The 23,607-nt window shown below is 54.2% G+C and carries 20 protein-coding genes; 4 read left to right on the top strand and 16 right to left on the bottom strand.

Translation table 11 applies throughout. The features are described 5' to 3' along the window. Positions 1-75 precede the first annotated feature (75 nt). Complete coding sequence (locus tag ACIOWE_RS25575; protein ID WP_401397284.1) at positions 76-1,704, bottom strand: glucan biosynthesis protein D; 1,629 nt, start codon at positions 1,702-1,704, stop codon at positions 76-78. A gap of 404 nt (positions 1,705-2,108) precedes the next feature. On the opposite strand from ACIOWE_RS25575, the gene ACIOWE_RS25570 reads away from it, so the two are divergent. Continuing rightward, positions 2,109-2,294, top strand: coding sequence for a hypothetical protein (locus ACIOWE_RS25570; RefSeq protein WP_103306409.1), 186 nt, complete (start codon positions 2,109-2,111; stop codon positions 2,292-2,294). 361 nt (positions 2,295-2,655) lie between these two features. Here the strand turns inward: ACIOWE_RS25570 and ACIOWE_RS25565 are convergent, their stop codons facing one another. After that, entirely contained in the window at positions 2,656-3,168 is a 513-nt protein-coding gene (locus ACIOWE_RS25565; protein ID WP_401397283.1) for a Bro-N domain-containing protein, read from the bottom strand. Positions 3,169-3,515: 347 nt separating this feature from the next. Between ACIOWE_RS25565 and ACIOWE_RS25560 the strand changes: the two genes are divergently transcribed. Together ACIOWE_RS25560 and ACIOWE_RS25555 are read left to right on the top strand one after the other, a co-directional pair. Further along, a complete protein-coding gene (locus ACIOWE_RS25560) occupies positions 3,516-4,097 on the top strand; it encodes a ComF family protein (RefSeq protein ID WP_401397280.1) in 582 nt (193 codons plus the stop codon). 5 nt (positions 4,098-4,102) lie between these two features. After that, positions 4,103-4,660 carry a hypothetical protein gene (locus ACIOWE_RS25555; RefSeq protein WP_401397279.1) on the top strand — a complete coding sequence of 186 codons (558 nt, stop codon included), beginning with the start codon at positions 4,103-4,105 and terminating at the stop codon, positions 4,658-4,660. A 58-nt stretch (positions 4,661-4,718) separates the two neighbouring features. Here ACIOWE_RS25555 and ACIOWE_RS25550 read toward each other — a convergent pair whose 3' ends face one another. From ACIOWE_RS25550 to ACIOWE_RS25515, 8 genes are all read right to left on the bottom strand, one after another. Next, positions 4,719-6,203 (bottom strand): APC family permease, encoded by a 1,485-nt coding sequence (locus tag ACIOWE_RS25550; RefSeq protein WP_401397276.1) that lies wholly within the window; start codon positions 6,201-6,203, stop codon positions 4,719-4,721. Positions 6,204-6,424: 221 nt separating this feature from the next. Next, complete coding sequence (locus tag ACIOWE_RS25545) at positions 6,425-7,849, bottom strand: gamma-aminobutyraldehyde dehydrogenase (protein WP_401397274.1); 1,425 nt, start codon at positions 7,847-7,849, stop codon at positions 6,425-6,427. Between the two features lie 164 nt (positions 7,850-8,013). Further along, positions 8,014-8,823: an ABC transporter permease gene (locus ACIOWE_RS25540; protein WP_401397271.1), complete on the bottom strand. Its 810-nt coding sequence runs from the start codon at positions 8,821-8,823 to the stop codon at positions 8,014-8,016. Further along, positions 8,813-9,748, bottom strand: a complete 936-nt coding sequence (locus tag ACIOWE_RS25535; protein WP_401397268.1) for an ABC transporter permease — start codon at positions 9,746-9,748, stop codon at positions 8,813-8,815. The genes ACIOWE_RS25540 and ACIOWE_RS25535 overlap by 11 nt, the downstream gene beginning before the upstream one ends. Position 9,749: 1 nt before the next feature. Next, positions 9,750-10,787, bottom strand: a complete 1,038-nt coding sequence (locus ACIOWE_RS25530; RefSeq protein ID WP_401397265.1) for an ABC transporter ATP-binding protein — start codon at positions 10,785-10,787, stop codon at positions 9,750-9,752. A 247-nt stretch (positions 10,788-11,034) separates the two neighbouring features. Continuing rightward, positions 11,035-12,186 (bottom strand): putative ABC transporter substrate-binding protein YdcS, encoded by a 1,152-nt coding sequence (gene ydcS / locus ACIOWE_RS25525; protein ID WP_201235059.1) that lies wholly within the window; start codon positions 12,184-12,186, stop codon positions 11,035-11,037. An 83-nt stretch (positions 12,187-12,269) separates the two neighbouring features. Then, a complete protein-coding gene (locus ACIOWE_RS25520) occupies positions 12,270-13,727 on the bottom strand; it encodes a gamma-aminobutyraldehyde dehydrogenase (RefSeq protein WP_401397313.1) in 1,458 nt (485 codons plus the stop codon). Between the two features lie 130 nt (positions 13,728-13,857). Next, entirely contained in the window at positions 13,858-14,772 is a 915-nt protein-coding gene (locus ACIOWE_RS25515) for a LysR family transcriptional regulator (RefSeq protein WP_007967749.1), read from the bottom strand. 310 nt (positions 14,773-15,082) lie between these two features. On the opposite strand from ACIOWE_RS25515, the gene ACIOWE_RS25510 reads away from it, so the two are divergent. Further along, on the top strand, positions 15,083-15,799 hold the full coding sequence (locus ACIOWE_RS25510) for a tellurite resistance TerB family protein (protein ID WP_401397262.1): 717 nt from the start codon (positions 15,083-15,085) through the stop codon (positions 15,797-15,799). Positions 15,800-15,811: 12 nt separating this feature from the next. On the opposite strand, the gene ACIOWE_RS25505 is transcribed toward ACIOWE_RS25510, so the two are convergent. From ACIOWE_RS25505 to ACIOWE_RS25480, 6 genes are all read right to left on the bottom strand, one after another. Beyond that, positions 15,812-16,354 carry a hypothetical protein gene (locus ACIOWE_RS25505; RefSeq protein ID WP_401397260.1) on the bottom strand — a complete coding sequence of 181 codons (543 nt, stop codon included), beginning with the start codon at positions 16,352-16,354 and terminating at the stop codon, positions 15,812-15,814. A 78-nt stretch (positions 16,355-16,432) separates the two neighbouring features. Then, positions 16,433-17,110 carry a permease gene (locus ACIOWE_RS25500; protein ID WP_401397257.1) on the bottom strand — a complete coding sequence of 226 codons (678 nt, stop codon included), beginning with the start codon at positions 17,108-17,110 and terminating at the stop codon, positions 16,433-16,435. A 346-nt stretch (positions 17,111-17,456) separates the two neighbouring features. Continuing rightward, positions 17,457-18,182: a hypothetical protein gene (locus tag ACIOWE_RS25495; RefSeq protein WP_401397255.1), complete on the bottom strand. Its 726-nt coding sequence runs from the start codon at positions 18,180-18,182 to the stop codon at positions 17,457-17,459. A 461-nt stretch (positions 18,183-18,643) separates the two neighbouring features. Next, on the bottom strand, positions 18,644-19,363 hold the full coding sequence (locus ACIOWE_RS25490; protein WP_401397252.1) for a permease: 720 nt from the start codon (positions 19,361-19,363) through the stop codon (positions 18,644-18,646). Between the two features lie 7 nt (positions 19,364-19,370). Next, positions 19,371-22,748 (bottom strand): toxin VasX, encoded by a 3,378-nt coding sequence (locus ACIOWE_RS25485; RefSeq protein ID WP_401397310.1) that lies wholly within the window; start codon positions 22,746-22,748, stop codon positions 19,371-19,373. After that, the coding region (locus ACIOWE_RS25480) for a DUF4123 domain-containing protein (protein ID WP_401397249.1) at positions 22,741-23,607 on the bottom strand (867 nt) is incomplete at its 5' end. The genes ACIOWE_RS25480 and ACIOWE_RS25485, both read right to left, overlap by 8 nt.

Raw genomic sequence — 23,607 nt, 5'->3', positions numbered from 1 at the left:
CTTTTGTGGTCGGCCGAGATCAACTGTGGGAGCGAGCCTGCTCGCGAAGAGGCCCGCCCAAGCGCTAGAGAACCATCAAGGGTACTTACGCTTGTCCGGCGCCGGCGGGAAGTACTGGTACAACCAGGTCTCGCTCAGCGTGCGGTCATTGGTGCGGATAAACAAACGCAGTTCCACCGGCTCGACGCTGTCACTGGTCGGGTACCAGTCAAACAGGATCCGGTAACCCTTGATGTCATCCAGTACCAGCACGCTGAAGTCCTGCACCTTGCCGTTCGAGCACGTCACTACCGGCTCAATTCCGGTGCCCTGTGGCAGACGATCCAGGCCGCCACCCGTGAAGTCCACGGCAAAACGACGCGCCCACACCGGCGGATAATGCTCGCCCGGTGCCCAGCCTTCGACGAAGCCGCCCATGCCCGAGCGCGTAGCATGCACCCGCGCCAACGGCGTACTCACTGGCGGCAATGCGCTCCAGTACAGCTTGTAGCCGTAGTTCAGCGAATCCCCGGCAGCCACCGGTTTTTTCGGTGTCCAGAACGCCACGATGTTATCGAGGGTCTCGCCGGTTGTAGGAATTTCCAGCAGATCGATAGAGCCTTCGCCCCATGCGGTTGTAGGTTCTACCCACAGGCTCGGGCGTTTGCTGTACCAGTCGACGGTGTCCTGGTAGTTGGCAAACTCATGATCGGTCTGCACCAGACCGAAACCCTTTGGATCGGTATCGGCAAACGCGTTGAACTGCAGGGTCGCCGGGTTGTTCAGCGGACGGCAGATCCACTCGCCGTTACCGCGCCACATCGCCAGACGATCCGAGTCATGGATTTGCGGGTGAATGGTGTCGCACATGCGGCGTTCGTGGGTGCCGCAACTGAACATGCTGGTCATCGGCGAGATACCGAGTTGTTCAATGGCGGTACGCGCATTGATGTGCGCGTCGACTTCCATCACCACGCGCTCGGCCTGGCAATCGATGTCGAAGCGATACGCACCAGTGGCGCTCGGCGAGTCGAGCAGGGCGTACACCACAAACCGCGTGGCGTTTTGATCCGGCGTCTCGAACCAGAACTTGGTGAAATCGGGGAATTCTTCGCGTTTCTTCGCGTAAGTGTCGATCGCCAGACCGCGCGCGGAGAGGCCATATTGGCCAGTCGCGTCTACTGCACGGAAATAGCTGGCGCCGAGGAAGGACAGCACGTCATGCCGATCCAGTTCCGGCGCCTTGAACAGCTTGAAGCCGGCAAAACCCAGGTCGCCCTTGAGCTGCTGGGTGTCGACCGAGGTGTTCTCATAGTTGAACAGCGCCGGACGGAAATGCACCTCGCGGGCGGTACGGGTCTTGGCATCGACGCTGTACATGCGCACCGGCTGACGGAAGCCCATGCCGACGTGGAAGAACTGCACATCGAGCTGACCCTTGTTCTCCCTCCACAACGAATGCTCGCCGTCGTAGCGGATCGCATTGAAATTCTGCGGGGTCATGGTCGCCAGCGTCGGCGGCAACACCTGCTTGGTGTCCTGATAGCCACTGCCGGCCAACTGCTTGGCCTGACGCTTCAGCGCTTCGAAGTCAAAGGCCTGCGCCTCGCCATCAGCCGCGCCACCATTGGCAGCCCAGGCACGGCTGGCCAGCAGGCCGGTGGCCGACAGACCGGTGTAAGCCGCAATGGCCATGGACGCTTTGAGCAAATTCCTGCGGTGCATAAATACAACCTGTCGTGTGCAATCCCGCGCCTTTCCTGGCACGTGCTGGATCAGAAATAACGGTTCGGACAAGCCTTCGGCCAAACGCAACGGACTATAAACAGATGCCGGCTAGCTTAAACCGTTCGATTGTCGAGCAGAAATGATTGATTACGAGGCTCGATCTGGCAATGAAACAAGACATGTCAGTATTTTTTCCGACAGCGATTTCTGATTTACACGGCATATCTGCTTTTTTCGACTAATTACTCTAAACAACCCTTTTCAGCGCCGATTTAATTCCTATTCTATGCGCATGACCGGTCGCGAATCCCAAGACCGGTGGGGCACACGACACTGCTGAAAGGGGCAGGGCGATGTGGTGGTTCAGCAGTTCTTTGACGTATTAGAGAAGGACATCGTCCATGGCAAAAATACAAGGCATCACCGACATGTTGGGCATCTTTCCCTGCCTCGGCAGTGGTCGCAAAAGACGACGGCTCAGCTCTGATGAGCTGAAGCTGGTGGAGCGTTATCGAGAGCTTTCGGAGAGCGACCGGATTGCGATGAGGTATCTGGTGGATGCGATGCGGAGTGTTTCGCGGTTTTAACGCCGGGATTGTGATCGTGAAAGCCATTTGGCTTTTACGGTCGCCAAGTCAATCAACTTGCCTGCGTCGGCATCAGCGATGCCGACTTTTATTGCTTCCTGGCGTATGGCTACGCTGATTTGCTTTAGGTAACACTCTGCGAAGAACTCATCGCTTGGGATAACTTCCAGAGCGTGGGGCATTTCAGTGATTGGCAATCTCATCTGCAAAACAACTCGTCTAGAGGTTTAAACGCTGGACCTGTGGCGAGGGAGCTTGCTCCCGCTGGACTGCGCAGCAGTCCCCTGCTTTTTGAAGAGGGGCCGCTGCGCGACCCAGCGGGAGCAAGCTCCCTCGCCACAGGTTTTTTGTTAGATGGGCTTCAGCTACAGGTTCCGAGCACCGGATACGGCTGCTGGCCGTGCATCAACTCCGGCACGTCACGCCATTTGACCCACGCCTGTTGCTGCCAGTGCAGCAGCGGCACAGTGACGCCAGCCCAGTTCACCGAACTCAGGCTCGGGCAGTTCTCCATAGATACCGCGCTGGTTTCGCGCAACAGCGGAATCACCTCATGGCTCAGCCATTGGCGCAGATTGCGGTTTTCCGGAACGAAGTGATGGACGAGCAGGGCGAACAGGCCGGACTCGCTGACCATCGCGCAGTTGACGATTTCGCCGTCCTTGCGCAAAAGCACATTGCGACGCTGGTCGGTATCGAGTTTCAGGGTGAGGCGTTCGTTCAGCGGATAGCCCATCAAGCGACCGAGATCCTGAACACAGAACCAGGCTTCGTGGTCTTGCATGAAGGCGTGGAGAAAGCGGTTGTGGCGGGTGAAGACGGTGGGGGTGAAGAAAGCGGAGCTTTCAGAAGGAATTTGTACGTGGTTAGGCATTTGTCGACTCCAATTTTGAGAATAGAGCCGCCACTCAAATGAGTGCGGTCACGCCGTGTTGATATTTATTCCGGCTCCGACACCGGGCCGCTGATTTCGCCGCCGAGAGAAAGCCTATCGGCTAGCCACCCAAGACGCCAAGTCGGCTCTGTCGATACCTTCTGTAGGAAAGAGGATTTATCACTGAGGGCCTTCTCTGTAGGAAATGCCTGTTTTTGCATTGACCCCAGCGAGACCACCCCTAACCAGTGTTTTTTCCGTTATTTGTTTGAATCTTGCGCATCGCTGCAGATGCTCGGCCCTTGGTTTCAGGGCTGAAAGGATTGTTATGAATAAAGGAGAATTCAATGAAGGTGTCTCTCAAGCAGATCAACGGCCCTTGGGATCAGGGCTGGGTGCTGGACAAACACATGGTAAGTAGTACCTTTCTTGGCAACGATGATCGCGGACACCCATGCTTCGATAATCAGCGCACCGAGATTGGCGAGGCGACCTACCAGCTCAAATACCAAAAGGATTGGACTCAGGTCAGCCCACTTGCCCAGGCGGTAGCGACAAATGTGTTCCCAAAATTGAATCAGGTCGGGTTTGTAGTGCCTATGCCTGCTTCAAATATTCGTCAGCGACAACCGGTGACTGAAGTTGCCCAAGCGTTGGGACGAATTATCGGTCGGCCGGTTTTCTCGGATTTGCTTCGAAAAGCGACCACGGGAAAGTCGCTCAAGGATTTACATTCCAAAGCCGACAAGGTTGCCGCGATTGGCGAAAGTTTCAGCGTCAATGATGAAATCACCACCGATGGATGCTGGAATGTTTTGGTTGTAGATGATTTGTTTGATAGCGGGGCGTCGATGGACGCGGCCTGCGCTGTTTTGCGTAAATATCCGAAGGTAGGGAAAATTTACGTCGCAGCGCTAACTTGGAAGTGAACTCAATGACGACTGTATTTATTGCCGGCTCTATCAACATCAAGAACCTTGATCCCAAGGTTAAAGAGCGCATCAATAATATTGTGGCGTCTGAGTTCGAGGTGGTGGTGGGGGATGCGGGTGGCGCCGATACCTCTATTCAGGAGTACCTGCTGAGTCTCGAACGATCCAGAACCACGGTGTTCTGCAGCGGTTCGGCACCGAGGAATAACCTTGGGAAATGGCCCGCCAGAACAGTGGAATCCAAACACTCCAAAGGGTCGAGAGCTTTCTTCACCGAGAAAGACGTTGTCATGGCCGAAGCAGCCGACTACGGCTTGATGATCTGGGATGCAAAGAGCACCGGCACGCTCAGCAACGTTATAGAACTGTTGTCGAGAAAGAAGAAGTCGCTTGTTTTCGTCAACAAGGAAAAGGAATTCAAAGTGGTCGGAGACGTCAGTCAGCTCGAAGAATTGATTGCATTCATGTCCGATCACGCCAAGCAAAAAGCCAACGAAAAAATCAAACTGTTCGACCGTATTTCCTTGTTGAAGCACGATCAGGCAGAGCTTTCTTTTTGATGGTTTTTCTCGGCCTTCCTGAACCCCGGCACCTTGTCGGTGCCGGGATCAAACGCCCTTAGCGACTCACTTTCCAGGCATCCCCAGCCGGGGCCTTGCCATGGTCATACGGCTTGCCAATCCACATATAAACCAGCCCCAAGCCAATCACGATCGCTGTGCTCAATACCATCGCATAGTTCACATACCAAGCCGCATCCGGCGTACGTGGCCAGGCCATGTTGATGATTGCGCCAACGCCATACACCAGCGCGCCGATGTTCACCGGCCAGCCCCACGCGCCGAGGGTGAACTTGCCGCTTGGTTTCCAGCCTTTGCTGCGGGCGTACAGCGCGGCCAGGACGATCATCTGGAACGCGAGGTAGATGCCGATGGCGGCGAAGCTGACGATCGTAGCGACGGCGTCTTGCAGGAAGAAACCGAGGGCGATGATCAGGGCCGGCAGGACGCCGGACACGAACAGTGCGGCAACTGGCACTTGGGTGGTAGGAGAAATCTTCTTCAGCAGTCGGCTGCCGATGACCATTTCGTCGCGAGCGTAGGAATACAGCAGACGGCTCGCCGCTGCTTGTAGGCTGATGACGCAGGAGATGAAGGAAATCATCACTACGCCCATCACCACTTTCGAGCCGATCGGGCCGAACGCATTGTTGAGGATGGTGGTGACCGGGTCTTTGTCGGTGCCGTTGATCACCGCTTGCATGTCCGGTACGGCGAGGATCAGCGCCAGGCAGGCAAACATCGCCGCGATGCCGCCGATGTAGATGGTCATGCGCATGGCCACCGGGATTTTCGCGCTCGGGTTCGGGGTTTCTTCGGCGACATCACCGCAAGCCTCGAAACCGTAGTAGAGGAACATCCCCGCCAATGACGCAGTGAGGAACGCCGGCAGATACGAGCCGTCGACGCTGATTTCGAAGGTGTTGAACAGCACGCTCAGCGGTTGGTGACGTTCGAACACCAGCAGGTAAACGCCGACGATCACTGCGCCCACCAGTTCGCAGAGAAAGCCGAACATGGCGATGCGCGCCAACACTTTGGTGCCGCTGAGGTTGACCAGCGTGGCGAACAGAGTCAGCACCAGGGCGATGACGATGTTGGTGTTGTTGCTCGGTTCAAAACCGAGCATCGCGGCTAGGTACGGACCTGCGCCGACGGCGACTGCAGCGATGGTGACGCAGAGGGCGATGGAGTAGATCCAGCCGACCATCCACGCCCACTTCTTGCCCACCAAACGACGCGCCCAAGGGTAAACGCCGCCGGAAATCGGGAACTGCGAAACCACTTCGCCGAAGATCAGGCACACCAGCAACTGGCCGCAACCGACCAGCAAATAGGCCCAGAACATCGGTGGCCCGCCAGCGGCGAGGCACAGGCCGAAGAGGGTATAAACCCCTACGACCGGTGACAGATAGGTGAAGCCTAAAGCGAAGTTTTCCCACAGGCTCATGCTGCGGTTGAAGTTGGAGGTGTAGCCCAGTTTGCGCAGTTGTTCGGCATCGCTGTCGGCGACGGTTGCGGCGAGATCGGGTGAGGAACTCATGTGTGTTTGCTCCGTGAAATCGGCAGATTTCGGATGGCCGAGGCCGTGGCGGGGCTTCGCGGGCGCCGCCCGGTTCGGTAGTTATTGTTAGGTGTTGAATCCTGGTGGTGCGCAGTGCCGGTTTCTGCCTTGAAGCCGGAGTTGACGCGATCGCGAGCAGGCTCACTCCTACAGGTTGAATTGCGATCCCATGTAGGAGTGGGTCTGCTCGCGATGCTTTTTCAATGCTTGAACATCACATGCCGAACCGTGGTGTAGTCCTCCAGCCCATACATGGACATGTCCTTCCCATACCCGGACAATTTCTGACCGCCATGGGGCATTTCGCTGACGAGCATGAAATGCGTATTCACCCACGTGCAGCCGTACTGCAAACGCGCCGACATGCGATGCGCGCGTCCTACATCCGCTGTCCACACGGAGGAGGCGAGGCCGTAGTCCGAGTCGTTGGCCCACTCCAGCGCTTGCGCTTCATCAGTGAACTTGGTCACCGAAACCACCGGCCCAAACACTTCGCGGCGGACGATTTCGTCGTCTTGCTGCGCATCAGCCAGCACGGTCGGTTCGAAGAAGAAGCCATTGCCCTCGACAGCCTTGCCGCCAGTGATCAAACGAATGTGCGGTTGCGCCACGGCGCGCTCGACAAACCCGGCAACACGGTCGCGATGTTGCGCGGTGATCAACGGCCCCAGCTCAGTCGACGGATCATCCTGTAACCCATATTTGATGCTGCTCACCGCCGCTCCGAGCTTCTCGACAAACTTGTCGTAGATGCCTTGCTGCGCATAGATCCGGCACGCAGCCGTGCAATCCTGCCCGGCGTTGTAGAAACCGAAGGTGCGAATGCCTTCAACCGCCGCATCGATATCGGCGTCATCGAAGATGATCACCGGCGCCTTGCCGCCCAGTTCCATGTGCATGCGTTTAACGCTGTCAGCGGTGCTGGAAATGATGTTGGCGCCCGTGGCGATGGAGCCGGTCAGCGAAACCATGCGCACCTTCGGGTGCGTGACCAACGGACTGCCAACGGTAGGACCGCGACCGAATACCAGATTGAGCACACCGGCCGGGAAGATTTCCGACGCCAGTTCGGCCAGACGCAACGCGGTCAGCGGGGTTTGTTCCGACGGCTTGAGCACCACGGTATTACCGGCCGCCAGTGCTGGGGCGATTTTCCAGGCGACCATCATCAGCGGGTAGTTCCACGGCGCGATGGAGGCGATCACGCCAACCGGGTCGCGGCGGATCATCGAGGTGTGACCGGGCAGGTATTCGCCACCCGCCGAACCGCTCATGCAACGGCTGGCGCCGGCGAAGAAACGGAACACGTCGGCAATCGCTGGAATCTCGTCATTGAGCGTGGCGCTGTAGGGTTTGCCGCAGTTGTCGGATTCAAGTTTGGCCAGTTCTTCGCCGTGGGCTTCGATGGCGTCGGCCAGTTTGAGCAGCAGCAACGAGCGGTCTTTCGGTGCGGTTTGCGACCAGTCGGTGAAAGCGTTGTCGGCGGCACGCACGGCGGCATCGACTTGGGCTTCAGTGGCTTCGTTGATCTCCACCAGTACTTCGCCGAGTGCTGGGTTGAGCACCGGTTGCGCCGGGCCTTCACCGTTGACCAGTTGGCCGTTGATCAAGAGTTTGGTTTGCATGGTTTTGTCCTCACTAACACTTTTATTGTTCTGGCCGAATCGAGAACCCTGTGGGAGCGGGCTTGCCCGCGATGAGGCAATCCCATTCAAAATTGATGGTGGCTGACACACCGCCATCGCGGGCAAGCCCGCTCCCACAGGGGATTTTGGTGTCTGTCAGATATTTATTTCCCGCCGCTACCGGCGACGCTCTCGCCACCACGCGTCAGGTAATACGCGCCCAGGATCGGCAACATGGTCACCATCATCACCAACATGGCGACGACATTGGTCACCGGCACATCCCGTGGTCGGCTCAACTGGTTGAGCAGCCACAACGGCAACGTGCGTTCATGCCCGGCGGTAAACGTGGTGACGATGATTTCGTCGAACGACAGCGCGAACGCCAACATGCCACCGGCCAGCAAAGCCGAGCCGAGGTTCGGCAGGATGATGTAGCGAAAGGTCTGCCAGCCGTCGGCACCGAGGTCCATCGAGGCCTCGATCAAACTGTGCGAAGTGCGGCGCAGGCGGGCGATGACGTTGTTGTAGACGATCACCACGCAGAAGGTCGCGTGACCGACGATGATGGTGAACATCCCCGGTTCGATCCCCAGCGTCTTGAACGTCGCCAGCAAGGCGATCCCGGTAATGATCCCCGGCAACGCAATCGGCAAAATCAACATCAGTGAAATGCCCTGCTTGCCGAAGAAGTCGCGGCGGTACAGCGCTGCCGAAGCCAGCGTGCCAAGCACCATCGCAATCGACGTGGCGATGGCTGCGATTTGCAATGAAAGCTTGATCGCCTCCAGCACGTCAGGCCGCGAAAACGCCACGCTGAACCAGTGCAGTGTGAAGCCTTTAGGCGGAAAGCTGAACGCGGCCTCTTCGGTGTTGAAGGCGTAAAGGAAGATGATCAGGATCGGGAAGTGCAGAAACACCAATCCGCCCCAGGCTGCGATGCGTAAACCTAATGAAGCCTTTTCAGAGTGCATCGAAGGCCCCCAGACGTTTGACGATGGACAGGTAAACCGCGATCAACACAATCGGCACCAACGTGAACGCCGCCGCCATCGGCATATTGCCGATCGCACCTTGCTGCGCGTACACCATGCTGCCAACGAAATACCCCGGCGGCCCGACCAGTTGCGGCACGATGAAGTCGCCCAAGGTCAGCGAAAAAGTGAAGATCGAACCCGCCGCGATGCCCGGAATCGACAGCGGCAAAATCACCTGCATAAACGTCTGACGCGGTTTGGCGCCAAGGTCGGCGGAGGCCTGCAACAGCGACGGTGGCAAGCGCTCCAGCGAAGCCTGAATCGGCAAGATCATGAACGGCAGCCAGATGTAGACAAACACCATGAACCGCCCCAGATGCGAGGTCGACAAGGTACTGCCGCCCACGCCGGGAATCCCCAGAATGAACTGCAACACCGGCTCCAGTCCCAGGTGCTGCACGAACCATTGCGCCACACCGCCCTTGGCCAACAGCAACGTCCACGCGTAGGCCTTGACGATGTAACTGGCCCACATCGGCATCATCACCGCGATGTAGAAAAACGCCTTGGTCTTGCCGGTGGTGTAGCGCGCCATGTAGTAGGAGATCGGGAACGCGACGATGGCGCTGGCGATCGACACGACGATGGCCATGCTCAGCGTGCGCAGGATGATGTCGAAGTTCGACGGCTGAAACAGCGCGGCGAAATTCGCCAGGGTCAGATCAGGCGTTACCGCCATGGTGAAGTCGTCGAAGGTGTAGAAACCCTGCCACAGCAACACCAGCAGAGACCCCAGATAGATCGCGCCGAACCACAGCAGTGGCGGCACCAGCAGCATCGACAGATACAGATTCGGCTTGCGGTAGAGCAGGTTGGAAAACCTGCGCAAGGGTGGCGATTGAGTCATCGCGAGCGTGCTCATGTCACACCCCGCTCGCCACGGTGTCGTGCAGTGGAATCATCGCTTCCCGTGCCCAGCGCGCACTGAGGCGCTGGCCGGTCTGGTGCTGGGCGCTGCTGTCGATCCACTGATTATTAGCGTGGCTGATGCTCAGGGTCTGGCCGTTTTCCAGTGTCAGTTCATAGCGCGTGGCACTGCCCTGATACTGGATGTCGTGGAGCAGACCGCTGACTTCGATTTCGTGGCTGGCCAACGGGCCTTCGGCGAAACGCACGTGCTCCGGACGTATCGAAAACGGCTGAGGATGACCACTGAGCTGACGCGCCAGATCGCCACGAATCACGTTCGAAGTGCCGACGAATTCAGCCACGAACGTGGTGGTCGGTTTCATGTACAGATTGCGTGGCGTGTCGACCTGTTCGATGCGGCCCTTGTTGAATACGGCGACGCGGTCGGACATCGACAGCGCTTCGGTCTGATCGTGGGTGACGAAGATGAAGGTGATGCCGAGCTGGCGTTGCAGCTTCTTCAGTTCGCTTTGCATTTGCTCGCGCAATTTCAGGTCGAGGGCGCCCAAAGGCTCATCGAGCAACAGCACACGCGGACGATTGACCAAAGCGCGAGCGAGGGCGACACGTTGGCGCTGACCGCCGGACAACTGCACCGGTTTACGTGCGCCGTAACCGCCAAGAGCGACCATGTCCAAGGCTTCTTCGGCGCGTTTGTGCCGTTCGGTTTTTCCGACGCCTTTGACCTTCAACCCGTAGGCGACGTTGTCGAGGACGTTCATGTGCGGGAACAGCGCGTAATCCTGAAACACCGTGTTGACGTCACGTTGATACGGCGGCAGACCGGCCGCTTCGGCGCCGTGAATGCGGATCGAGCCGGCGCTCGGTTGTTCGAACCCGGCGATCAGGCGCAGGCAGGTGGTTTTGCCCGAGCCGGAAGGGCCGAGCATGGAAAAGAACTCGCCGTCCTGGATATCGATGGAAACCCGGTCAACGGCCTTCACTTCGCCGAACTGCCGGGAAACGTTGGTGAACTGGACTGCAAGCGTCATGGTGCGGTGCTCCAAAAAGGCGCGGGCCGTCGCAGCGGCCCTGCCTGGACTTCTGAAAAATCAGTCTTTCGAATTTCAGTTTTGCTTTTGATAAAGGTCGACGGGGCAAAGTCGTTTCGGGAGCGTAGCGAGCGGCGATTAGCCGTGTCCGGCCAGCGCGCAGCCCCCGGAGCGTACGTTAGTACGTGAGGAGGCGAGCACTGCCCGGGTGCGGCCGGTCGACGCGCAGTAGCTACCGGAATGACTTTTAGCGGCCGCCCATGATCGCGATGTAATCCTGGGTCCAGCGGCTGTACGGCACGAACTTGCCACCTTCAGCCTGCGGGGTTTTCCAGAAGGCGATCTTGTCGAACTGATCAAAGCCGTTGGTCTTGCACCCCTCTGCGCCGAGCAGTTCGCTCTCCTTGCACGCCGCCGGCACCGCCGGCAACGAACCAAACCACGCCGCCACATCACCCTGGACTTTCGGTTTCAGCGACCAGTCCATCCACTTGTACGCGCAGTTCGGGTGCTTGGCCTCGGCGTGCAACATGGTGGTGTCGGCCCAGCCTGTAGCGCCTTCTTTCGGAATGGTCGAAGCAATCGGCTGTTTCTCGTTCATCAGACCGTTGACCTGATACGGCCATGCGCTGGAAGCGACCACTCCTTCGTTTTTGAAGTCGCTCATCTGCACCGTGGTGTCATGCCAGTAGCGGTGGATCAGCGGCTGCTGCGCACGCAACAGATCAAGCACAGCTTTGTACTGATCTTCGGTCAGTTGATACGGGTCCTTGATCCCCAGTTCAGGCTTGGTCGACTTCAGATACAACGCCGCATCGGCAATGTAGATCGGGCCGTCATAGGCCTGCACGCGGCCCTTGTTCGGCTTGCCATCGGGCAAGTCCTGCGCGGCGAACACCACATTCCAGCTGGTCGGCGCGGTCTTGAATACATTGGTGTTGTACATCAGCACGTTCGGCCCCCATTGGTACGGGGTGCCGTAAGTCTGTTTGTTGACCACGTACCACGGCGCGTCTTTCAGGCGCGGGTCGAGGGTGTTCCAGTTCGGGATCAACGCGGTGTTGATCGGTTGCACACGCTTGCCGACAATCAACCGCAGCGAGGCATCGCCCGACGCGGTGACCAGGTCGTAACCGCCCTTGGCCATCAGACTGACCATTTCGTCGGAAGTGGCGGCGGTCTTGACGTTGACCTTGCAGCCGGTTTCCTGCTCGAAACCGGTCACCCAGTCGTAGGCCTTGTCGCTCTCGCCACGTTCGATGTAACCCGGCCACGCAACGATATCCAGCTGACCTTCGCCAGCGCCGACAGCCTTCAACGGCTCGGCGGCTTGCAGACTGGCGCTGGCCAGCAAGGCCGTGGTGATTGCACTGAGCAGTGCGGTCTTGTGCACGAACATGGTTGAACCCTCTTCTTTAAATTATGGTCGGGGCAGTTTTGAACGCGGTGAAGCATGCCGTTTTCGGCTTGTTATTAGCGTAGTCAGAGATGCTGGCCGTGGCGGGCCATGATGTGCCGCACCACGCTGTAGTCCTGAAGCGAATCACTGGATAAGTCTTTGCCGTAACCGGAGCGTTTCAGCCCGCCGTGGGGCATTTCGCTGACCAACATGAAATGGCTGTTGATCCACGTGCAGCCGTATTGCAGGCGCGCGGCAACCTGCATCGCCTTGTCCAGATTCTGTGTCCACACCGACGAGGCGAGGCCGTATTCGGAGTCGTTGGCCCAGTCGACCGCTTGCGCGAGTTCATCGAAACGGGTCACGGTGACGACCGGGCCGAACACTTCGCGCTGGACGATCTCATCGCTCTGTTTGCAACCGGCCAGCAGCGTCGGTTGATAGTAGAAACCGGCGCCGGAATGCACCGCCGCACCGGTCACGCGTTCGATGTGCGGCTGACCGAGGGCACGTTCGACGAAACTGGCCACGCGATCGCGCTGGCGAGTACTGATCAGCGGGCCAATCTCGTTGTCGGCATCACGTTTGCCAGCGAAGCGCAGGCTGCTGACGGCGGCGCCGAGTTCGGCGACCAGTTTGTCGTGAATTCCGGCCTGCGCGTAGATCCGGCACGCGGCGGTGCAGTCCTGCCCGGCGTTGTAGTAACCGTAGGTGCGCACGCCTTCGACCACCGCTTGAATGTCAGCGTCGTTGCAGACGATTACCGGGGCTTTGCCGCCGAGTTCGAGGTGTGTGCGTTTGAGGGTTTTCGCGGCGGCTTGAAGAATTTTCTGCCCGGTGACGATATCGCCGGTCAGGGAGACCATGCGCACTTTCGCGTGGCCGACCAAGTGGCTGCCGACGCCTTCACCGCCACCGCAGATGATGTTGATCACCCCGCGCGGGAGGATTTCGGCCAGCGCAGGCGCCAACGCCAGAATCGACAGCGGCGTGTGTTCGGATGGTTTGAACACCAGCGTGTTGCCGGCGGCGAGGGCCGGGGCGATTTTCCACGCGGCCATCATGATCGGGTAGTTCCACGGCGCAATCGAGGCGACCACGCCAATCGGATCGCGGCGCACCATGCTGGTGTAGCCCGGCACGTATTCACCGCTGAGTTGACCGGTCTGGCAACGCACGGCGCCAGCGAAGAAACGAAACACATCGACAGTCGCTGTCAGATCGTCCTGACGCGCTAGGTGCAACGGCTTGCCACAGTTCAGCGATTCGAGGCGGGCGAGGTGATCGGCGTGCTTTTCGACGGCGTTGGCGATGTCGAGCAACAGGTTGGAGCGTTGCTGCGGCGTGGTGCGCGACCAGCCGTCAAAGGCGTGATGGGCGGCAAGGATGGCGGCTTCGACTTGCTCGGTGCTGGCCTCGGCGATGTGCGTTAGAACTTCACCGGTTGCCGGGTTGAGGATCGGCTCGACAAAGCCCTCGCCAGCAACCAGTTCGCCGTCGATCAACAACGCGGTACACATCGGGGTCTGCGCGCCAGCCATTTTTCGCGTTCTCTTTTCTTGTGTGTTCATGACACTCCCTGTGACCGGGAGCCGAACGTCTTATAGATGCAGCAAGACTAGTGCGCGGCTTCGAGGTCGACAAATTCTAAATACTGAAGGTGGCATTCGATTAAATAGATGGCTTGCGTCCACCGTGGGGTTGCTCGCGGGCGACGGTCAGGAATGGATCGACCAACGCCGGGCGCGCGGTGCCACGACGCCAGGCCAGGCCGACATCGAGGGTCTGATTGAGATCGGCGATGGGCCGCGCCTCGATGATGTCGCCCTCCAGTGACCATGGGCGATAGGTCATGTCTGGCTGGATCGACACGCCTAAACCCGCCGCAACAAGGCTTCGCACGGCTTCGGTGGAGGCGGTTCTCAGGGTGATCTTCGGTTGCAGCCCAGCACCGCGCCATAAGCGTTGGGCGTTGCGATCCATTTCATCGACGTTCAGTTGAATCAACGGTTCGCGGGCGACATCGGCAAGGTTGATGCTGTCGTGTTCCAGCAAAGGATGCTGCGCCGGCAGCCATAAACGGTGCGGTGAGTGAGTCAGCACTTCGGTCTGCAAGGCATGGCGATCTTCGAGATTGGACAGGATCAACACGCCAACATCGATCTCGCCGCTGACCAGCAAATGCTCGATATAGGGGCGTTCATCCTCCATCACTCTAATTTCAACGTTGGGGTAGGCTCGTTGAAATCGAGTCAGTAGATCCGCGAGGTAATAACCGGCGACCAGACTGGTCACCCCAACGATCAATTGCCCGGCGACCTGATCGGTACTCTGTTGCAGGCTGCGCTTGGCGTTGTCGACGGTCGCCAGAATCAAGTGTGCCTGGCGCAGGAATTGATGACCTTGGTGTGTCAGCGTCATGCCTTTAGCGTGACGGCTGAACAGGCTGACACCGATTTCTTCTTCCAATTGCTGGATCGCCAGGGTCAGGGTGGATTGGGAAATAAAAGCGGTTTGCGCGGCGGCGGAGATCGAGCCGGTCTCGGCCACCGCGATGAAGTGACGGATCTGACGCAGGGTCATCATGAGAAGGGTACCCAGTGGGCGGTTTTTATAGATTGGCTGGAGTGTATATCTATTTTTCAGCGGTGCTACGCGCGCCATCAATCCCCACTGTGGCGAGGAAGCTTGCTCCCGCTCGGCTGCGCAGCAGTCGTCAACCTTCGCGATGGCGTTATCTCGAAATGGGGCCGCTTCGCAGCCCAGCGGGAGCAAGCTCCCTCGCCACAGGCCAGCAAGCAACATCTGGAAGCACACTCGCAAGCAGGGCAGGGGCACTTTCGAACTAGGCTGAGGGCCTTATAGATCCGGATAACCCCTGTTTTGGAGGCGGAACATGAACACCCGTGGATTGCTCGATCAACTACTCAAATCCGGCCAGGATCTGTTGCAAAACAAGGCCGGTGGCTCGCAGAACAAATCGTCCGGCGGCTTGGGCAGCCTGCTTGGCGGATCATCCAGCAAAGGCGCCCTCGGCGGTCTGCTCTCAGGCGCGGGCGGCGGCGCATTGGCAGCCGGCGCAATGGGCCTGCTCCTCGGCAACAAGAAAGTGCGTAAGGTCGGCGGTAAAGTCGCGATCTACGGCGGCCTCGCTGCACTGGGTGTGCTGGCCTACAAAGCCTACGGCAACTACAACGCCCAAAAAGGCACCGCCCCGCAAACCGAGCCACAAACCCTCGACCGCTTGCCACCCGCGCAAGCCGAACAACACAGCCAGGCGATCCTCAAAGCCCTGGTCGCCGCCGCCAAAGCCGACGGCCACATCGATGATCGCGAACGCCAACTGATCGAGGGTGAGTTCACCAAGCTCGACAACGATCAGGAACTGCAACACTGGCTTCACGCCGAACTCAACAAACCTCTCGACCCAACCGACGTCGCCCGCGCTGCCAGTACGCCGGAGATGGCGGCTGAGATGTATATCGCCAGCGTGATGCTCGTCGATGAGGAGAACTTCATGGAGAAGAGCTATCTGGATGAGCTGGCGCGGCAATTGAAACTTGAGCCTGGGTTGAAGGTGGAGTTGGAGAAGCAGGTGCGCCAGTTGAACTGAAGAGCCAGCTCATCAAGGCCGATGAACATCATCAAAGTCATCGGCCTTCGGAGTAGAAACTATGCCCTTCGCTTCTTGAGCGCGGTAGTACGCCTCAATCGTCAACGATGGATCGATACGCGCTTTCACGATGCAGGGTTCTTTTTGCCATGGATACTCCTGCAACTGCTTGGCCAGAGTCTTCTGGCCACCTGTGATCCAACCTTTCTCCGACTGATCTCTCCATCGACGTGGGTTGCGGCCAGTTTTTACATCGTGGGCCGCAGTCACGGGATCAAGATGGCGACTTTGCTCAAGCACAGGCAGGTCAGGCAGCGGTTGTGTGACATCCATGTAACGTTGCAGGCAATCCCAAAAAGCGAGTGCGTTGGCCTGATCCAGCCCCAGCGAGTGAACCTTGGTCGCCAGGCAAATTTTGTTGTCGGTATAGCGATGATGCAGCCACAACGCGTAGTCGTGGGAACCATAACCGTTTGGAAGCAGTTGCAGCACTGGATCGAACTCTTCAAAGGGGGCGACGAAGAGTCGACGGAAGCGACGCTTGAAACGGAGCATACCGACCAGGCGGTTGAACTCGCTTCCGTCGTGGGTGCTTATTTTACTGTGGAGCCAAATCGTCTTTAAATTCTTAAATTAGTGATCCCATTTTTTCTCTGTGTATATGGCGGACTTGGGAAGTAGGCTCCTCAGTATTTTTAAGTATTTTTCGAGTAGCTGCTTGTCTGGGAAGCGAGCTTCAAATCCTAGCGTTTGATCCGTGCAGTGTGTAATAACCATTAGTCTTTCATAGTCGACGGTTACGAAATTATAGTTAATCCATAGAGTACTATTTCTGCTGTGTGTTTCATTTTTCCAAAATAATAAAAAACGAACAGCGCCTAGAGTCATAGCAACAGGGCCTATTAAGAGTAAAAGTGAACCGGTATAAATGGCCGTTGCGATGAAGGAGAGAATCGCCAGTGTCGCTATGCTTTTAAATAGTGTACTCGCGAAGTCAGGGTAGTAGAGGTGGTAGTCTACTCGCCCTTTCTCATGATCTACTGTGTAGTTGTATGCTGTTTTTTGACGCACAATTACTAGAATGATATAGGCTGCAAATGTAATAAGTACTATTCCTGTGGGTGCTATAATTATTATGCTGTCAGCAATTTTTGTGGATGCTAGCCAGGCAACATATGAAAAAATCAAAGAGAAGCCCGCAATGATTTGAAGTTCGGCCTGTTTGATTTTCTTGGGTGATGCAGAGATAGTTTTGGTTTTCCAAGATATCAGAGGAGTGTTGTGCTTTGATGTTTTTAACTGATTTTGCATAAAATCCTCTTTGATAAAGTTGGGTTCTTTATTTTCTGTCTTAAAAGAACGGCCAATTTTATACGCTCTCTGATTTTTTAAAGTCGCCTAGGTTATTTGTTTCACATTCTCTATGCGAGTGCTACGAAGGTGTTTTTATTTAGAAAGCTAATTGTAGTCTCCATCTGGTCAGTTCCTCCGCCTTAGCGGGCTCAAGTGGTGTTCCGTGCTACATTTACGCTTGCTACTTTAAAAGTGTGTGTGCGAGATTTGATTTTTCTATAAAGCTCGATGCAGTTTCATGCGGAATAAAATTGAAATCAATTTATGGATAAAGGATGGGGCGTTCCGAAACTGTGCCTGGTAATTACCATGGCCAACGCTCCTCGCGAAATTCAGTTTCATTTGGTAGTAGAGTTCGTAATGTCTCAAGATATTGATTTAATTGGCTACTACTTGAGAATCTTAAATTTAATCCTACCGAAGGTTCATCGCTAAAAGTGGCAATGATCATGTTTCTTCTTCGATCTATTATGATAAGGTCATGTAAGGCCCATTGCGTGGATTTTTGTTTTACTTCGTTCTCCCATCCTAGTAGGAGTCGGATTGAACCAAGGGTCATCGCGACGGGACCTATCAAGAAAAGAACTGATCCTGTATATATAGCTGCGAATATAAATAGTAACAGGATGGCGATTGCCGTTGTTCGAAATAAGGGGGCTGCGAAATTTGGGAAATAAAGGTATTGCTCAATTGATGCACCACTTTGCGTAAGTCGGAAATTGAAAACCGTCTTTTGTCGCGTGATCATTAAAAGTCCAAATAGCATGCCGCAAATAATACTGCAAATCGCTATCCATGATTCAATGTTGTCACCAATGTTTTCCCACATTCGCCAAGTGACGCCAGCACAGAGCGCTATCGCGATCAATCCAAGAATTATCGGTCCTAAAATAATGTCTCGCCAAGGTTGGTCTAAAGAGCGAACTGACCAGTTTATTATTTCAACTTCATCTTTAGTTGATAAGTCGTCCTCTAAAGAGGGGGAGGTATGGTGGTCAGGGTTTTGTGGGGCTTCATGTTTAGTAAGCATTGACTTTGCTCTTGTATTACTAACGCTAGTGCACCTTCGGGTTTTTTTGATTTTACTTGCAAAGACGTTTTGCTCAGATCATCGGATTCTGTATTTTCAGAAGGCTCTGATTTTAATTGATACAGATAAACTCTTTCTTCATAACGAAAAGGGTGCTGCGATAAAGAGAGGGAATTTATATTAATATGTTATCAATTCTATTTGTTGATCATTGCAAGGCCGACACCAACTACCCTTTGGTAGGGGGTGAATGGCAGGTCCATCCGACAACGGGGCTTTCATCCAGATTATGCGAATTTGCAGCAGGTTCTTGATCTGTGTTCTATCTACATTAGGTTACCCTTTCAGTCCGATCATCGACCCAGAAGGGTCTATTGTTCTTGTTAAAATCTACTTGATAAATTTGGCTCTATAACGTTTAAGGATTTCGACACTTAGTGTTGAAAATACTGTTCGTGTGATTATCCGGGCCAATTTTTTTCTGAATATATTGCGCTCTTTGGGAGTAGTTTTTTTAAGTTGTTCAAATATTTCTCAAGTTCCGTGTCTTCTGTAAAGCGCGTTTCAAATCCTACGGATTGATTACTTCTATGCGTGACAACCATAAGTCTCTTACGGTCTATGGTTACAAAGTTATATTCTCGCCACGGTGAACTGCGTAAATTTGTAATCTCATTCTTCCAGCCGAAAAGAAATCTTGACGCTCCAAGCGCCATTGTTGCGGGGCCGATCATAAAGGATAATGAGCCTGTATAAAGCGACGCGCCTACAAAGAATAATACCGTAAAAGAAGCGAAGCCTTTGAATATTGTCCCAGCATACCTTGGGTAGTATCGATAATGCTCTACTTCGCCGTGCGTCTCTGTTAGTCGATAATTGAAAACTGTTTTCTGTCGCAAAATCAAAATAAAATAACCAGTTAAGGCGTATGAGAAAATGTAGGCAATTAACAACCCCGTGTTGTACTTTGGTAAGTTCTGCCAAACCGCAGCTGTCACTAATGCGTTCATTAGTGTTGCGCCAGCAATTAGCCAAAGTTGAGCCTTCATAATATCCTTTGGTGAAGACTTTATTGTTTTTGTTGACCAGTTCATAAGTTCAACTTCTTGAGGTTTTGGCTCCTTATTGAGTTTTTTGTTAGAGGTCCGATGGTTGAACGTGTCTTCATTAATGGTTGGCATATTTAAATTATTCCGCTACGGCCAGGATCATTGCACCTGTGCGACTAGAAGATTTTACTTGAAGCTCTGTAACGCTCAAACCATCGATTGAGCTGTTTCCGGATTTATCAAGCTCTAATTGATATAAGTAGCCATTATCTTCCGTACCTGCTGCAAGAATCTGCGTAGGGTACCAAATCTGAAGTTCTATGAAATCAGCACTCTTATCCACCGGGATCCATGTCCGCCAGACGATATCTTCGATTGAAGCAGGCATAACCGGATAACGAGTAGAACTTGGTTTAGAATCCACTTCTACACCAAATGTGCTGACGTCCGCGAATTGCCCTTTGTCTAGAAATGGATCCTGCACTGGGTCATCCATTCTTCTAACCGGCATCATAGGTAGTAAACGTTTGCTATCGATAACATTAAATTGGACAAGCTGACCACGAACTGCGCTTGGCAAGCGAAGATGCACCCATGCTCCGTTTAAAGTTTCCTCATTTTGGTATCCAAGCCTTCCTCGGAATACTCTTTTTGTAATAAATGTTCCTTTAACGTAGACTTGCGGGCTTAACTGTATTTCTAACAAGTCGCGTTTCTCTTCTGCTTGACCTTCGAGAGTATCCTTGTATTGCATGTCTTTTGAGTGTGACCAACAACATTTCCGCAACCACCAACCTACGCCGTCTGATTTGAAATAATTCAGAGCCAGCGTTGCTGCCAGATATACAGCGCCCAAGACTAGCATGGCAACTGCAAACCAAGGGTTCATTACCAAAACAACTAAATCCCCCGCAAGTGTTACCCCTGTTAGCAATTGCGCGATACCCGCAACGCCCATTCCAAATACAGCAAAGCCTTTCACCCACATTGCAGCTTTTTCCGCAGGGCTTCTTGCATTGCCATAATCATCTTGGATATCCCATATCTCAAGAACTGTGGAGATAACTGCGAATGCTCCCATCGCGACCATCCTCCGACCGAAGGCCCGGATAGCACTCGCCCATACGGTTTTTCCTTCTGTCGTCCAGAAAGCGGCCGATTGATTTAATATTCCAATTTCGACTTCATCAATCAGAACAGGTACTGCGTTCTTTATGATTTTCCATGGTGTTTCGACAAATACGGCCATCAAAAGATTAAAGCTATAGCCCAATCCGTAGCTGACTTTAGCGATGTCCTTGTTGCTAAACTGACCATCTTTAGTGAGGTCGCGATAAGTGAGGGCAGTATTTATAAAATTTATCGCTATTACGCCCAAAACTATTGGGCCAGCATTTAGTCCCCACTTCTCACTCCAGGCTTTTGCTCTGGTATTCCAGTTTTTTGCGATATCAATACGTGAAGAAGCAAATGTTTTAATTTCTTCGCGTAGTAATTCCGCATATTTATTATTTTGATAGTCAAGTACGCCGGGCATCTTGAGTTCATGCATTTGTAATTTTGCTTCTTGCATTTGCAGTGTTCGTGCGAGGCTCTTGCGTTGTCCAGCGCGATCCGGATAAATCCATTGCTTGCGGGTGTCTGCAATTTGTTTGTTGAGCAATAGCCATTGATTCTTCCAAGTCTTCAGCTTTTCGGAGACTTTCGAATCAATTGCGGGTCGGTCAGGGGAGTTGCTTAAAACTTGACCAATTAAGAAGTTTCTAATGAGAGCGGAAATGTTTTGGTTTTTTCCCATGGCCATGCGACTGTCCGATGGGATTAGCGCCATCAAAATGGTTTCTGCAGTTGCCTTGCCTTCCCTGGTCGCCAGTTCACGCATAGCAAGGAACGTATCTTGAACAGGTTTTTTAAGCGCCTTCATCCAAGGTTTTTCAACGAAATCATCTTGATTGAGTACACCGTTAAGCTCACCGACTCTAGTTGCCAGTGTTGTCATGTCTCCAATGCCGTTAAGTAAAAGATTAGCCTGTGTGTCCAATGCGTCTTTTAGTGCAGGAGAAAATCCGTACCGAATAGTGCCGAAGAGACTTTCGGCTCTAATGTCTTCTTTTGCCAACCAATCGCTAGAGTTTTTATTTTGACAATATATTGAAAGCAGGCTGGCCATTGTAGCTTGCAGGTAATGAAGTTGCTTGGTACTTGTGGTGTCAATAAATAAACGTAATGGATCAATGCCTATGTGTTTCGACCAGGCTTGAAAGTCATGTTGAGTCTGGTGAACATTATTAAGTAATGTCTCACCGTTCTGTTGGTGACTTTGGATGTAGGCGTGTGCTCCATCCAAATTGATTTCGCGTCGCCATTTAGCACGTTCTGACCAAGCCTGATAATCGGCTTCTGTCGGGGTAGTGCCGTATTTAATCTTAATGGTCTTTGCCATTTCTAACGACTTGAAGCTACTTGGCAGTGTTATTGCGGTACTCCGTCCCCCCATGGCACTAAGAACCGCTTGGGTTTTTTCATTTTCCCTCTGTGTATAATATGCATCCAAGTCTCGCTGGTATTGACGAATTTTCGCAGCGTCACCACGTATTGAGACGGGAAGATTATCTGGAGCTACGTTGGCGCCGCATAAAATCTCTACTGTCTGAGCAATTTGTATTTTATGTTCGTGTTGTTGTTGCCAGCTCTCATAAGCCACCTGATCCGCCGCTAATTGCATGCCTAAGTCATTCAATACTGCTAACGGGTCGTCAAGGGCTATGATAAGAGCGCTTTCCTTGTCGGGGACACTGCCTGTCCAATGAACATCGGCTGCAAGCGTGCTAAAAATTCGTTTGCCGTTTGCCTTTCCGTCGGTAGCGTATGGTGGGATGGCAGAATCAGCTAAACGCTTATCGGAAATAACGGCCCCTTTATCGACATCAGCTGCTGCTTCAGCAATGGATAGCAATGGTAGTGTTTCAGCCGTTGACATATTGATGCAGTAACTCGGGAGGTCAAGGGCTTTCATCCATTGTTTACGACTGCCTGGGTTTGACCGCATATGTTCGCAGGTACGCCAAGTCCACTGCTTAGGTGAGTAGGCGATACGCAGTTGATTTTTACGTGGATAGATCAGATAGTTCTTACCCGCTCCAGAAGCTTTACGTTCATCTTTACCTGTTTCTGCTTCGGTCAGTTGTACACGGGTTAAAGAGCTGTTGGCGGCAGAAAATTCGTACTCGTGAAACGTTTTTGCGGTTTCGTCGTAAACGTAGACATAACCGTCATAAAGCTGACGTAAGGTGTAGCTACGAGTCTTCAAGTCAGGCAACGCAGCCCACTTACCCGACTTCAATAATGGCTTAAGTTTTTTCGGATCTTCATCGTATCGAGAGCGATCCAGCGCATAGCGCATCGGAACGATGGCGACATCGGGGCCGGTGAGGGGGCAGCCGCCGGTGGCTTTTGCTGTGGTGGTGGGGAAACAGGCGTTGCGCTGTTGTTGGAGTGTTCCGCTCTTGTCAGCCATTTGCAGTGTCCTTTGCTTCCAGCGCTTGCTGGCGATAATCATCCAGTGCTTCGATACGCAGTTCGGGTGCCAAACGCCCTTTGTCGGGGTTTTGGCTTAGCCACTCTTGATAGGGGCTGTCAGGGCGAGTGGCGAAGTCTCGTCCCCAGTCGACGCAGGTCTCCGCCCATGTTACCAGTCCTCGTTCGCTGACCAGTCCCCAGGCGTTGCCGCTGTCTAGAACGTGTTCTAGCCACCACTCAGTTTGATCGCTGTTCAGCAGAGAAAATGTTTGAGCGTCGCGGGTGTTCAGCCAGGCGTATAAGCGCTCTTTGAACTGCCATCGGTAGGCGAGTTCCAGGGCCGTGATTTGTTGCTCGCCGAGCAGGGCGAAGTTTTTGTCGCGAAGGTCTTTCGACTGCGGTCTCGCGAACGGTGTAATCGGTGTATCGCTCGCAGACCGCCAGGTGTGGATCGGCGTCTTGATCCAAATTGTCTCTATAGGTCCCAGCACGTGACTGAGATGCTCCGGCCCGTAGCTGGAAAGCCAGTGATGCATGACGAGGGGATCGGCGAAGCGCAAAAGACCTTCGCTGCCGTGCACATCCGGCGGACAGATAAAGTGTCGTAGGTGATCTGCTACTTCATTGAGTGAAGCGCGGCTGATCAACGGACACGAATCGGCTTGAGTCAGGTGGTTTTGCTGCCAGTCTCTGAGGACGGAAGAGTTCCCCTGCGGCTTCACGAGTATCGGCCCCAGATCTTTCAATTCCGCCCACCGCGTTCCCAAGTACAAAGGCTCGATCTCCAGCGGTTCGCCGAGCTGGTACAGACTTGGGATAGCATCAGGACGCAGGACACCGTCGATCAGCAAAAAATT

Origin of the sequence: Pseudomonas sp. NPDC087598 (assembly GCF_044743525.1) — a bacterium.
Classification (GTDB): domain Bacteria; phylum Pseudomonadota; class Gammaproteobacteria; order Pseudomonadales; family Pseudomonadaceae; genus Aquipseudomonas.
This window is presented reverse-complemented; position numbering and strand designations above follow the sequence as displayed.